The organism is Natronocella acetinitrilica, assembly GCF_024170285.1.
Classification (GTDB): Bacteria; Pseudomonadota; Gammaproteobacteria; order Nitrococcales; family Aquisalimonadaceae; genus Natronocella; species Natronocella acetinitrilica.
Map to the genome: position 1 here is coordinate 320,959 of NZ_JALJXV010000001.1, position 12,442 is coordinate 333,400.

Here is a 12,442-nt window from a genome sequence, read left to right on the forward strand (position 1 = left end):
ACCATCCATCCAGCCTGTGCCAGACTATTGGATAGACTGGAACCGGGGTATCACCAGACACATGTGTGGTCGTTTCGTCAGCCGAACAGACGCCGCTATCGAGCGGACCTTTAACGTCACGCCCCGTGACTGGCGCCATGACTGGGCCAGCTACAACGTGGCACCGACGCAGCCCGTACCGGTCATTCGCACGGCGGGTCAGGTGCGCGAGGGCGTGATGCTGCGTTGGGGGCTGATTCCCTTCTGGGCCAAGGGCGAGCCCACGCGCTACAGCACCATCAACGCCCGGGCCGAGACCATCGACACAGCCGCCAGCTATCGCGGCCCATGGCGGCAAGGCCGACGCTGTCTCATCCCCGCGGTGGGCTATTTCGAATGGCAAGCGGTGAACGGCGGCAAACAGGCCTGGTTCATTCGCCTTGCCGGCGGCGAAGCCTTCGCCTTCGCAGGCCTCTGGGAGCAGTCCACCAAAGCGGATGGCACCGTGGTGGAGACCTGCACCATCATCACCGTCCCTGCCAACCCCATGGTAGCGGAAATTCATGCCAAGGGCCGGATGCCGGCGATGCTCGAACCGCAACATTGCCAGCAGTGGTTACTCGGTTCCGTCGAAGAGGCAAGAGCCACCCTGGCGACCTATCCCGTGGAACAGATGGATGCCTACCGGATCAGCAGCCGGGTCAATTCACCCCGGAACAACGCTGCCGACCTGCTGGAGCCCATCAACTAAAGAGGCATCGATCCACTGAGACGTCTGGTGAACGGGCGCTTCCGGATGTTGCATCGCAACCAGCGCCACAGGCACGATAACGGGCCGTTCAGGCACTGATAACCAATGGAGGATTCCATGGCTTTCGACACCGAACATGAACCCGGGGTGGCCCCAAAGCCGCCAGCGGAGACAGCGGGCTTCCGTCTGAACCACACGATGCTTCGGGTGAAGGATCCGCAGCGATCGCTGGACTACTACAGCCGCGTATTCGGCATGCGCCTGCTGCGCAAGCTCGACTTTCCCGAGATGCAGTTCTCGCTGTATTTCCTTGCCAAGCTGGACGACGGCGAGCAACCGCCGGAAGACGTGGCCGAACGCACGCAATGGACCTTCAGTCAACGAGGCATTCTGGAACTCACCCACAACTGGGGTAGCGAGGAGAAGACCGATTTCAGCTACCACGATGGGAATGCTGAGCCCCAGGGCTTTGGCCATATCTGCTTTGCCGTACCCGACCTCGACGCCGCCGTGCGCTGGTTCGACAGCAATGACGTCGACTACGTGAAGCGCCCGGAGCAGGGCAAGATGAAGAACGTGGCCTTCGTCAAGGATCCTGACGGTTACTGGATCGAGATCGTCGAGCCCGCCCGGCTCGGAAAACTGGGCCAATCCTGAGACAGACGTCGGCGCCCTGGCCATGGGTGGCGGCGCGGTCTATGCCATCGGCTGGATACCAACCGCCCGGCGTCTTTTCTAATCTCCCCCGAAGTACAGTCTGGATTGCCTGTCTCGGCCATTGCCCAGGGAAGGGCATCGGCGGCCGTCATCCGTTTGGTTGTGGGAGCGATTGCAATGAGCAGTGTCTACAGAGCAGAGGAAAGCGAGCGTAGCGAGCGCCAGGAAGGCACGACGGAAACCGGAAGCGCCCTCGGCAAGCGTGCCGCCGAGGAGTTTGACAAGGCCGTCAAGGCGGAAGAGTCATCCGTCGCGGCCGAAGACGGCGAGCGCAGCTTCGGAGAACAGGTCGGGGACGGCCTCATGGACGGACTGCGCGGCGCAGCGGACATGGTGGCCGAGACCGCTGATGTGGTGAGTGACGGACTGGCTGGGGTGCGCGATACGGTGCATCAACTGGGCAGTGACACTGTAGATAATCTGCGAGCAGCTCCTGACAACGTGGCGAATGCCTATCGGGAAACGTATGGCAACTTCGCGAACGGCATGAACCAGGCCCTGGAGCGCGGCTTTGGCGGCGACCCCATGCAGATCGCTGAAATGCCCTGGAATCTGGGCGGCAAGATCAACATCGGCGTCACCAACGGCATCGCAGCGAATACCGGCACCTGGGACTCCATGAATTACCGGGCCAAGTCCGAGACTTCAGGCGGCATAAGCGGCAAGAACTATCGCCTAAGCCCGATCGATAGCCTTTCCGGAAGCCACAGCTCTTCACTGGGCGTGCCGGCAACCGGCACTGTCAACGCCCTGAGCAAGGGTCCCGCCAAAGTCAGCATGCTCAATCCCATCGGCTTTGAGCGCGACGAAGACAACGGTACGGATCTCGCCCGCGCCCACGCATGGCTGGGCAAGGGTCTGGGAGCCACAAAACCCAAGGAGCCTGCCACCGCCGGACCTCTGCAGTACAACCTGGAAAGTTCCGCCACCAGTACCCTCTGGAAAGGTCTGGGGCTCAACATCGAGCGTAGCGAGGACGAACAGGGGCGGATGAATCCCACCAGCGTCGAACTCTCCGGATGGCTGGGCACCTTCTCCCAGACCAGCGCGGAGGCGAACGTCGGTGTTGGCGTCGGTGAAAACGCTGCCCGGGTGGGGCCAGGCGTTGGTGTGTTCCACTCCAACGGCACCTCGCTGGGCCTGATGGCCAGCTACGAGCGGCAGGTAGACAGTCGCAATGGCGGCGACTCCCATCTGGCGGCGGTGATCAATGAAGGCGTGAAGGCGGAGCATGGTGCCGACGGCCTGTTGAGCCTGCTTCACAACGAGGCCAGACAGGGTATCGAGCCACGCAGCTACGATGACCCGGTGCGCCAGCAACTCATCGAGGCCGCGGCCAATGCGGACGTCGACCTCGGCAACCAGTTGGTCAGCTACGATGCGCTGAGCCGCGAGGTCAGTCAGGCCATTGATTCCGGCGTCAGCCCCGTGGTCTTCGCCGGCAAGGGCGGACTGGACTTCGGTAGCCGGGAGGTTCGGGAGATCAATGCCAGCGAACACGATCAGCCGGCGCTCTACGTCAACAGTGACTTGCTTGATGAATACGCCAATGTCGCCCGCATGGCTGAAGGCCAGGCGCTTCGCAATCGTGACGACGATGGCTCTCTGAACCTGGTGGTGCGCGATGGCAATACGCTGACCACGGCACCCGCCGACCCGAACCACCCTGCAGCGGCGGAATCCCGGGATCTCAGCCTCATCGAGCGGGCCGGTAGCGAGCTTCGGGACATGGTCGGGGGCGCAACCCAGTGGACATTCAATCGCGGCTCCAATGTCATCCAGGGCCTCAATCACGGCATCCAGTCCACCATTGTGACCGACGAACTCCGCGAGAACTTGCAGGAACGTTTCCTGCCCTTCGGCCAAGAGGAAGAACAGCCAGAGTGACTCCGGCACAAGCGACTCCTCGCCTATAATGCAGTTTCGCCGCAAGGCCCCCGGCTCGTCGTGACGCCGGGGGCTTTTCCGCAATAAAGGAGTCACTCATGCAGCTTCGCCGGGGCAGCCATGGTCGCCGCACGCAAGGCATCACCGTTCACGGCAGACATTCGCCGGGGCTCGCTCTGGCACTGCCATTGATACTGGTGCTCGGCCTGGCACCCCCGGTCGCCGGGGGGCTCGGGCTTGCCGGTGCGGATGGCGGTGTTGTCACCACATCGGAACCAGCAGCCGCGCAGGCTGGCGCGCAGATTCTGCGTGACGGCGGCAATGCCATCGACGCCGCGGCTGCGGTGATGTTTGCCCTCAACCTGTTAGAGCCGCAATCGTCAGGCATCGGCGGCGGCGGATTCATGATGATCCACCTGGCGGATAGCGGCGAGACGCTGATCGTCGATTCCCGTGAAACGGCCCCCGCCGCTGCCAGCGTTGACATGCTGGAAGGGCACTCTTTCCCTGTTGCGTCCACCAGTGGCATCGCCGTTGGCGTGCCCGGAGCCGTGCGGGGCGTGGAACTGGCCCTCGACACCTGGGGCACCATGGGCTTCGATCAGGTGCTGGCGCCGGCGATCGCCCTGGCCGAGGGCGGCTTTCCCGTGAGTCGGCGCCTTGCGGATAGCCTCACCCACGACCGGCTCACACTGGAGCAGGGCGATCCGGCCTACGATGAGGCACGCCGCGTCTTCCATCCGGACGGCGAACCGTTGACGGAAGGCGCATGGCTGACGCAGCCGGACTTCGCCCGGACATTGCGTCTGCTCGCCGAACAGGGGCCCGACGCCTTCTACACTGGCGAATTGGCCGAGGCGATCGTCGAGACCCAACGCCATCACCGGGGCGATGACGCGGAACTCGCCGGGCGCATGACACTGGATGATCTGGCCGCCTATACCGCCGCCGTCCGCGACCCGGTGGTGGGCACCTACCGGGGTTATCGCATTGCCGGCATGCCGTCACCATCCTCCGGCGGGCTTACCATGCTGGCTGTCCTGGGCATGCTCGAGCGCTTCCCCATCGGCAGCGAAGCCGCCGGCTTTGGCGCTGGCGATGTCGCAACACTGCACGTGATGCTCGAGGCCATGCGGCTTGCCTTTGCCGATCGCGGTGTCTGGATGGGTGACGAAGACTTCGTGGACGTCCCCACCGCCGCACTCATTCACCCGGACTACCTGGCGCAGCGCAGCGCCCTGATCGACGTAAATAGCCGTCTCGACAGCGTCGAGGCCAATGATCCGCGGCCTGTCCTGACAGGAGAACAGGCCGAACGGCTGCTGGCGCGGGTGGTGGAGATGCACCCGGAACCGGAGAACACCACGCACTTCTCCATCGTCGACCGTCACGGCAACGTGGTGAGCTACACCAATACAATCGAATCCGCCTGGGGGACCGGGCTGATGGTCCCCGGCTACGGCTTTCTGCTGAACAACGAACTCACCGACTTCAACTTCACACCCCAGGCCAACGACGACCCGGAGGCCTACGACCCGGGTGCCAACGACATCGCACCGGGCAAACGGCCCCGCAGCAGCATGGCACCCACGATGATCTTCGACGGTGACCGACCCGTGGCGGCATTCGGCTCCCCGGGGGGTGCGACGATCATCAATTCGGTGATCAATGTGACCATGGCGCTCATCGATCACGAGCTGAACGCCCAGGAGGCGGTGGACCTGCCGCGCATCTCCAAGACCACCGAGCGATGGCCGACAACCTGGGAGGCCGGGTTTCAGCCTTCGGTGATCGAAGGGTTACGGGACTTGGGACATGACCTCCGCCCCGGCCCCATGGATATCGGCTCCGTGCAACTCGTGATCATCGATCCCGAGACAGGCCTGCAATACGGCGCCGCCGACCGGCGACGCATCGGTGGGGTCGTTTCCCTGGGGCTACCGGACACCGCCAATCAGGACGATTGAGGTCCGCCACTGCCCTGATCCATGGCACCGACGGCTGCCGGGGCAAACAGGTCCCGCATACCACCAACGGAGGACAGCAACGCCGTACCTTCCATGGGCACGAACACCCGGTCGCCGTCCTTCGCCAGGTTCGGCAGCATGCTGATGTAGCGCTGGGCGATCAGGTAGTTGATGGCCTGCTGTGGATCGGTCTTGTCCACGATGGCATCCATGATGGTGCGGATCGCCTGGGCCTCGCCCTCGGCGGTAAGGATGAACGCCTGGCGCTCACCTTCGGCGCGGGCCACGTCGGCGTCCCGATCACCCTGGGCGTTGAGGATGGCCGACTGCTTGTCACCCTCGGCGCGCTGGATTTCCGCCTCCTTGTAACCCTCGGCCTCCCGCACCATGGCACGCCGCGATCGCTCCGCCACCATCTGCTTGTTCATGGCCTCGCGGATTTCGTTGGGAATGTCGATGTCGCGGATTTCCACCCGGTTGACCTTCACGCCCCATTTGTTGCCGGCCTCGTCCATGGTGATCTGCAGGCTGGCGTTGATTTCCTCCCGGGATTCGAAAATGGCGTCCAGTTCCATCTTGCCGATCTCCGAGCGCAGCGTGGTCTGGGCCAGCGTCTGGATGGCCAGCACCAGGTTCTCGGTGCCGTAGACTGCCGACTGGCCATCCATGATCTGGTAGTAGAGCACGCCGTCAATGGCAACACCCACGTTGTCCTTGGTGATCACCGACTGGCGGGGGAAATCCAGCACGATCTCGCGCATGTCGATCTTGCGCTCGGTGGTGATGAAGGGTTCGGTGCCGCGAAAGCGCAGGATGTTGATGGCGCGGCCCTGATCGACGAAGGGAATGATGAAGTTCAGCCCCGGCTCCAGGGTCCGGTGGTAGCGACCAAGCCGCTCGATGACCATGGTGCGGCGCTGCGGCACCATCACCAGCCCCAGGCTGATGACGGCGATAACCAGCGCCGCGATACCGCCGGCAATAATCAGTTCATTCATATGAGGCATCCTGTACCGTGAAGTGCTGAACTGCCGGGGCCTGCTCAGCCGGATTGCGGCTTGACCACGGCAACGATTCCCTCGAAGCGATCCACCCGGACCTTGTCACCCACCTGCACGGCGCTTCCATCGACTGTCCGCACCGGGAAGAAATCGCCAAGCACACGTATGCCCAGGCGCCCTCGCTGTTCGATCACCTCGAAATCGGAATTGGCGATACGCGGGTCGGTGATGGAGTTGCCGCTGTTGCCACGGGTGGCACGCCGCAGCATCCAGACCACGAAGGGCAGACTGACTACGCTTGCCACGACGGCCGTCATGATCTGCCCGGTGGGCTCCAGCCCGAGCAGCGCCCCCACCATGCCCCCCAGCGCCCCCAACCCGAGCACCAGCAGCACGCCGCTGGCACCACCAGCGACGAACACGTCGGCAAGCAGAAGCAGCAGACCGATGATCAGCCAGAGCTGCCACATGGCAAACGTCATGCTCGACTCTCCACGGTTGGACAGGGGCGGCGGCAGACCCATCGCGGCCCGGCAGTGTGCCATGGCGGCAGGTTCGGGTCACGGGCCGGGAACCTGATGGCCAAAACAGGTCTCTGAGGCTATACCCAAGAGCCTGTTCAACAAGAATCACAAGGAGTCCATCAACATGACTGCCAACACACCGCTGCGAGCGCTTGCCTGCGCCGTGTTAATGGGCAGCGCGGCCACGCTGCACGCCGAGATCCGCACCGAAGTCATCGACTACACCGTAGAGGGCGAGCAGTTCACCGGTTACCTGGCCTACGACGACAGCATCTCCGGGGAACGCCCAGGCGTTCTGGTGGTTCACGAGTGGTGGGGTCACAACGACTTTGCCCGGGATCGTGCCGAAGCCCTCGCCCGGGAAGGCTACACCGCCTTCGCGCTGGACATGTATGGCACTGGCCGGCAGGCCGATCACCCGGATGATGCCCAGCAGTTCATGCAGGCGGTCATGAGTGACATGGACGTGGCGGAAGCCCGCTTCCGGGCAGCCATGGAGGTGCTGCAGAACCATGAAACCGTGGATCCGAACCGGATCGCGGCGCAAGGGTACTGCTTTGGCGGTGCCGTGGTGCTGCACATGGCCCGTCGCGGCGTCGACCTCGCCGGTGTCGTGAGCCTGCATGGCGCACTGGGTGGCGGCGAACCGCCGGAACCGGGCACGATCACGGCTCGCATTCAGGTCTACACCGGCGGCGCCGATCCGATGGTGCCACCCTCCCAGGTCGCCGGTTTCGTCGAGGAAATGCAGACCGCGGGTGCCGACTTCAGCCTGGTGAGCTACCCGGATGTGCTGCATTCGTTCACCAGCCCCGCAGCCGATGACTACGCCGAGGAGTTCGGCATGCCCGTCGGCTACGACGAACACGCCGACCAGCACTCCTGGCAGGGCCTGACGCGCTTCTACGAGGAATTGTTCGGCACTGGGCGCCAATGAATCCTGGCTATGAGGCCGCCGGATCACGTCGATCCGGCCGGATCTCGTAAGCCTTCAAGGCTTTTTTCACCGTGGCTTCGGTAATGGCTCCCTGATCCGCCAGCGCCCGCAGCGCCTGGGCGACGACATGATAGCGGTCCACTTCGAAGAAGCGCCGCAAGGCCACTCGCTGATCGGAACGTCCGAAGCCGTCGGTACCAAGCACGTGCAGCGGCGCTTCCAGGTCCGGGGCGATGCGTGCCGGCCAGGCGCGAATGTAATCACTGGTGGCGATCACCGGATCACTCCCGGCCAGACAGGCGGCAACATGGGACATCCGCTTTCGCCGGGCCGGCAGGAACAGGTTGTCCCGGGCGACGTTGCGGGCGTCCCGCTCCAGCTCGCTGTAACTGGTGGCACTCCAGATTTCCGCGTCTACGCCCCAGTCATCGGCCAGCAGATCGGCGGCGGCAATCACCTCCTGCAACAGCGTGCCGGAACCCAGCAACCGCACCCGAGGCCGCTGCTTGCCCTTGGCCGCCGGGGCATTGCGGTAGCGATAAAGCCCACGAACAATCTCCTCCGGGTCTACGCCCTTGGGCATGCTCGGCTGGTCGTAGTTCTCGTTCATCACCGTAAGGTAGTAGAAGACATCCTTGCCCTCGGTGAGCATCTCGCGCATGCCACGATCCATGATGACCGCCAGCTCGTAGGCAAAGGCGGGATCATAGGCGCGGCAATTGGGTATGCTCGCCATCATCACGTGACTGCTGCCGTCCTGGTGCTGGAGGCCCTCGCCGTTCAGCGTTGTGCGCCCGGCAGTGGCGCCGATGAGAAAACCGCGCACTCGCTGATCCGCCGCCGCCCACATCAGGTCCCCCACCCGCTGGTAGCCGAAGATGGAGTAGTAGATGTACATGGGCAGCATGGACTGACCATGGTTGCTGTAGGCCGTGCCGGCGGCGATCCAACTGGACATGGCGCCAGCCTCGGTAATCCCCTCTTCCAGGATCTGGCCACCGGTATCCTCCCGATAGGAGAGGATGGAATCCGCGTCCTCGGGCTGGTAGAGCTGCCCCACCGCCGAGTAGATGCCGATCTGCCGGAACAGATTGGCGATGCCGAAGGTCCGGGCCTCATCGGCGACAATGGGCACGATGCGGGGGCCGAGCTGCTTGTCCCGCAGCAGGCCGCTCAGAATCCGCGCCCAGGCCATGGTGGTGGACATGGTCTTGCCGTCGGCGTGCAGGGCGAAATCGGCATACTGCTCGATGGCGGGCACCGGCACTGCGGGTGCCGTAACTTGCCGGGCGGGCAGGTAGCCACCGAGGCGCTCGCGGCACTTGTGCAGATACTGCATTTCCGGGCTGTCTTCGGCGGGCCGGTGTAGCTTGAGACCGGTCACCTCGGCGTCGCTGAGGGGCAGCTTGAAGCGGTCGCGGAAGGCGAGCAGCGCCTCGTCGTCCAGCTTTTTCTGCTGGTGGCTGGTCATCTTGCCCTCGCCCCAGTGCCCCATGCCGAAACCCTTCTTGGTCTTGGCGAGTATCACCGTGGGCTGGCCCCGGTGGGCCAGTGCCTCGCGGTAGGCCGCATAGACCTTGACGATGTCATGACCACCGCGGCGCAGCCGGTCAATCTGGTCATCGGTCATGTGGGAGACCAGTTCCTGCAGTTTCGGGTTCTTGGCGAAGAAGTGTTCGCGGTTGAAGCGCCCGTCGGTGGCGGCCAGGGTCTGGAATTCGCCGTCCAGCGTCTCATGCAGGCACTGCAGCAGGACACCCTCGGTGTCCCGGGCGAATAAATCGTCCCAGTCCGAGCCCCAGAGCACCTTGATCACATTCCAGCCGGCGCCACGGAACAGCCCCTCCAGTTCCTGGATGATCTGGCCGTTGCCCCGCACCGGGCCGTCGAGACGCTGCAGGTTGCAGTTGATCACGAAAGTGACGTTATCAAGCCCCTCACGGGCGGCCAGGGCCAGGGCCCCGATGGACTCCGGCTCATCCATCTCGCCATCACCGAATACGCCCCAGACGTGGCGATTGCTCTCTGGCAACAGCCCGCGGCCCACCATGTAGCGCATGAACCGGGCCTGGTAGATGGCCTGCAGAGGGCCAAGGCCCATTGACGCCGTGGGGAACTGCCAGAACTCGGGCATCAGCCAGGGGTGGGGGTAGGATGACAAGCCCTTGCCGTCGGCCTCCCGTCGGTAGCGCTCGAGCTGTTCCTCTTCCAGCCGCCCTTCCAGGAACGCCCGGGCATAGACGCCGGGCGCCGAGTGGGCCTGGAGGTAAACCAGGTCGCCGGGCTGCTCGTCCACCTTGGCCCGGAAGAAGTGATTGAAGCCCACTTCGAACAGATCCGCCGCCGAGGCATAGCTGGCGATGTGACCACCCAGGCTGCCGTCGGCGCGATTGGCCCGCACCACCGTCGCCAGGGCATTCCACCGCACCAGCGCCCCCAGCCGCTCCTCCACAGTCAGATCCCCCGGAAACGGGGGCTGCTGGTCCACGCCGATGGTGTTGCAGTAGGGCGTGGTCAGCGGTGCGTCGGTCTTGAGCCCAAGCCTGGGCGCGGCCTCCAGCAGGCGCAGCAACAGGAACAGGCCGCGATCCTTGCCTTCATTCTGCACAACGGACTGCAGGGCTTCCAGCCACTCGCGGGTCTCCATCGGATCCTGATCGGATTCGGCGTGACGGGCGGCAACGAACGGCGGCTTGGGCAGGGCACTCATGGCTATCCCCCTCGGGCATGCAGCATTTTTTTGGTTTGGTCACTTTACTGTAGAGGCTGAGGCAGTATTGCGCGAAGTCGGGGTCATGAAGCAGGCTTGTCGGCATCATCCTTCGTTTTTTGCCTGCAAGGCGGAACAAAATGCCGCGAAAGAGCCTTGATAGAACAGATATTCGAATTCTGGAAGAGTTGCAGCAGGACGCACGCCTGACCAACGTGGAGCTGGCGGCACGGGTCAACCTCTCACCCTCACCCTGCCTGGCCCGCGTTCGGGCCCTGGAGGAGTCGGGGGTTATCGAGCGACACGTGACGCTGCTCGCCCCGCAGCGCCTCGGCCTGCACATGAATGTGTTCATCCATGTCAGCCTGGATCGACAGGTGCGCCGGGAGCTGGAGTCATTCGAATCGGCGGTGATGCGGCTGCCCGAGGTCATGGAGTGCTACCTCATGACCGGGCAGTCGGATTATCTTCTGCGGGTCATGGTGCCGGATGTGGCGGCGCTGGAGCAGCTCATCGTGGATCAGCTCACAAAGATCCCCGGAATCGCCAACATCCAGTCCAGCATTGCCCTGAAACGGGTGAAGTACCAGACCGCCTTGCCGCTGGAGACCTTGCCGGCGAGTTGACGGTTGGATTGGGGGTTGGGGTGGCTTGGCCAGCGCTGGCGTGGTGCGTTACGCGCTTCGCGCTAACGCACCCTACGTGAGGCGTGCCCGCTGTAGGGTGTGTTAGGCCAAAGGCCGTAACGCACCAAAACGGCGCCCCACGCCAATGGCACAAACGGAGAGCCGGTGCGCCGCTCGGGGACCGTCAGCGACAGGGATGTCGCTGTCGAGCCTACATGGATGTATTCACGGCGTGTCCCCGAGCGGCGCACCGGCTCTCCGTTCCCGGACAGGCCCTGCCCAGCCTTCCGTGAGCCCGAAGCAAACCATGCAGGCGGCATCAGGAACGCACGGAACAGATCAGACCAACTTCGCCAGATGCTGACGCAGCTTTTCGGCATCTGCATGGAATCGGCGGATGCCCTCGGCCAGCTTTTCGGTGGCCATCGCATCTTCGTTGATGGCCCAGCGGAAACCGCGCTCCGACGCGTCGATGGCGGGAATATCCGCCTTGCCGGCGGCCGCGGCATCAAGGCGCAGCGGCACTTCACCCTCACGGCCGCTCAGTTCGTCCAGCAACTGCGGCGAGATGGTCAAGCGATCGCAGCCCGCCAGGGCCTCCACCTGCCCGGTGGTGCGGAATGAGGCCGCCATCACCACCGTCTGGTGACCATGGGCCTTGAAGTACTCGAAGATGCTGCGCACCGACTGCACGCCGGGATCATCCTCCGGCGCGTAATCCTTGCCGGTGGAGGCCTTGTACCAGTCAGTAATGCGGCCGACGAACGGCGAAATCAGAAAGGCATCCGCCTCGGCACAGGCGACAGCCTGCACCTGGTTGAAGATCAGCGTCATGTTGCAATTGATGCCGCTGCGCTGCAGTTCGCGGGCAGCCTGCACGCCCTCCCAGGTGGAGGCAACCTTGATGAGAATCCGCTCCGCGGGCACATCCAGCTCGGCGTAGAGGTCGATGAGCCGGTGGGCCTTCTCGATGGTGCCGGCGGTGTCGAAGGACAGGGCAGCGTCCACTTCCGTGGATACATAGCCAGGCACCAGGCGGGTGAGTTCACGGCCGAAGTTCACGGCCAGCCGGTCCATGATGGCGTCGACGTCATCCTCGCGGCTGCCGGTGCGGCCCTTGCCCCAGGCCACCGCCTCGTCCACCAACTCACGGTAATCCTCAACCTGCGCCGCCTTCAACAGCAGCGAGGGATTGGTGGTGCAGTCCTGGGGACGAAAGCGCTCGATCAGGCCGATTTCGCCGGTATCGGCGACGATGGTGCTGGACTGGGCCAGACTCTGCAGTCGTGTGGTCATGGCAGTACCCCCGGGCGGGCATGGAACAGGGCGCATATCCTCGCCCA

10 protein-coding genes are annotated in these 12,442 nt (G+C 64.0%); 6 read left to right on the forward strand and 4 right to left on the reverse strand.

What is annotated here, in order from left to right; translation table 11 throughout:
- The first annotated feature begins 61 nt into the window (after nt 1–61).
- From J2T57_RS01590 to ggt, 4 genes are all read left to right on the forward strand, one after another.
- Nucleotides 62–730, forward strand: coding sequence for an SOS response-associated peptidase (locus tag J2T57_RS01590; protein WP_253473212.1), 669 nt, complete (start codon nt 62–64; stop codon nt 728–730).
- Between the two features lie 117 nt (nt 731–847).
- Nucleotides 848–1,387: a lactoylglutathione lyase gene (gene gloA, locus J2T57_RS01595; RefSeq protein ID WP_253473214.1), complete on the forward strand. Its 540-nt coding sequence runs from the start codon at nt 848–850 to the stop codon at nt 1,385–1,387.
- 177 nt (nt 1,388–1,564) lie between these two features.
- Complete coding sequence (locus J2T57_RS01600; RefSeq protein WP_253473217.1) at nt 1,565–3,334, forward strand: hypothetical protein; 1,770 nt, start codon at nt 1,565–1,567, stop codon at nt 3,332–3,334.
- Between the two features lie 98 nt (nt 3,335–3,432).
- Nucleotides 3,433–5,301: a gamma-glutamyltransferase gene (gene ggt / locus J2T57_RS01605; RefSeq protein WP_253473220.1), complete on the forward strand. Its 1,869-nt coding sequence runs from the start codon at nt 3,433–3,435 to the stop codon at nt 5,299–5,301.
- On the opposite strand, the gene J2T57_RS01610 is transcribed toward ggt, so the two are convergent.
- Together J2T57_RS01610 and J2T57_RS01615 are read right to left on the reverse strand one after the other, a co-directional pair.
- A complete protein-coding gene (locus J2T57_RS01610; RefSeq protein ID WP_253473224.1) occupies nt 5,289–6,299 on the reverse strand; it encodes an SPFH domain-containing protein in 1,011 nt (336 codons plus the stop codon). The two genes, ggt and J2T57_RS01610, sit on opposite strands and share 13 nt — an antisense overlap.
- Nucleotides 6,300–6,343: 44 nt before the next feature.
- On the reverse strand, nt 6,344–6,784 hold the full coding sequence (locus tag J2T57_RS01615; RefSeq protein ID WP_253473227.1) for an NfeD family protein: 441 nt from the start codon (nt 6,782–6,784) through the stop codon (nt 6,344–6,346).
- Between the two features lie 211 nt (nt 6,785–6,995).
- Here J2T57_RS01615 and J2T57_RS01620 point away from each other — a divergent pair, with 211 nt between their 5' ends.
- Complete coding sequence (locus J2T57_RS01620; protein WP_253474197.1) at nt 6,996–7,763, forward strand: dienelactone hydrolase family protein; 768 nt, start codon at nt 6,996–6,998, stop codon at nt 7,761–7,763.
- A gap of 7 nt (nt 7,764–7,770) precedes the next feature.
- On the opposite strand, the gene mdeB is transcribed toward J2T57_RS01620, so the two are convergent.
- Nucleotides 7,771–10,473 (reverse strand): alpha-ketoglutarate dehydrogenase, encoded by a 2,703-nt coding sequence (gene mdeB / locus J2T57_RS01625; protein ID WP_253473230.1) that lies wholly within the window; start codon nt 10,471–10,473, stop codon nt 7,771–7,773.
- A gap of 140 nt (nt 10,474–10,613) precedes the next feature.
- Between mdeB and J2T57_RS01630 the strand changes: the two genes are divergently transcribed.
- Nucleotides 10,614–11,099, forward strand: coding sequence for an Lrp/AsnC family transcriptional regulator (locus J2T57_RS01630; RefSeq protein ID WP_253473234.1), 486 nt, complete (start codon nt 10,614–10,616; stop codon nt 11,097–11,099).
- 339 nt (nt 11,100–11,438) lie between these two features.
- On the opposite strand, the gene tal is transcribed toward J2T57_RS01630, so the two are convergent.
- Nucleotides 11,439–12,395: a transaldolase gene (tal, locus tag J2T57_RS01635; RefSeq protein WP_253473237.1), complete on the reverse strand. Its 957-nt coding sequence runs from the start codon at nt 12,393–12,395 to the stop codon at nt 11,439–11,441.
- Nucleotides 12,396–12,442: the final 47 nt, after the last annotated feature.